Origin of the sequence: Paenibacillus sp. EPM92 (genome assembly GCF_016586185.1) — a bacterium.
GTDB classification, from domain to species: domain Bacteria; phylum Bacillota; class Bacilli; order Paenibacillales; family NBRC-103111; genus Paenibacillus_G; species Paenibacillus_G validus.
This window is the reverse complement of the sequence record NZ_BCPS01000137.1, coordinates 1-722: the sequence shown is the minus strand read 5'-3', so window position 1 is coordinate 722 and position 722 is coordinate 1. Positions and strand designations below refer to the sequence as shown.

Here is a 722-nt window from a genome sequence, read left to right as displayed (position 1 = left end):
GTCTACCATAATAATAGTAGCCTGGTCGTGATCCAGTTCACGTATAAGGCAAGGAATCGACTCTTTTCCGGCCAATTCGCTTGCCTTTTTCCGCCGATGTCCGGCCACCATCTCGTAACCGCCATCCACTTTTGGACGAACTAGAACAGGTACCAGTACCCCATGCTGTTTAACGCTCTCGGCCATCTCCAGCAGTGCTTCATCCGTCCTCACCTTGAACGGATGCTCACGGAAATCGCTGATCTCCGCAAGCGGGAGCTCCAGCACCTTTTCCCGCGCTGACTCCTGTCGGCTTTCCTCCGTGACGAACAAATCATCGACACTTGTCAGCTTGATGCCGGCGCGCCGCTGTTCCTTTTCTGCCACGTTTCCACACCTCCTAGACTTCATTTGCATGATTCGTAGTGCTTCTCCGGCGGACAGCGGTTGACTGCCCTCATAGGTGCATGCCGCGCCTCCCCCAGAATCGCTGTGGGCCGCCCCCATTGGCTGGACGGAAGTATCATGGTTCCTCCATGCAGGTCATCGCCGAAAATGGAACCACCATTTCGCTACGCATCACGGAATCGCTCTCATCTTGCCCTGCATGTTGAACGGCCGGATAGGGGCAATATGGTCATGGCGAGTATGCATATTGGCTTTCCTAAAAGGCTGCATGGGGAACGTACCGGAAAGCTTGTATTGGGTTTTCAAGGAACAGAACGGAGGGAACGCTCCCTCTT

The 722-nt window shown here is 54.4% G+C and carries 1 protein-coding gene; it reads right to left on the bottom strand.

Going from position 1 to position 722, the window contains the following annotated elements:
* Positions 1-366, bottom strand: a 366-nt coding sequence (locus JMF85_RS27835; protein ID WP_236596031.1) for a ParB/RepB/Spo0J family partition protein, incomplete at its 3' end; no start/stop codon positions are given.
* Positions 367-722 lie beyond the last annotated feature (356 nt).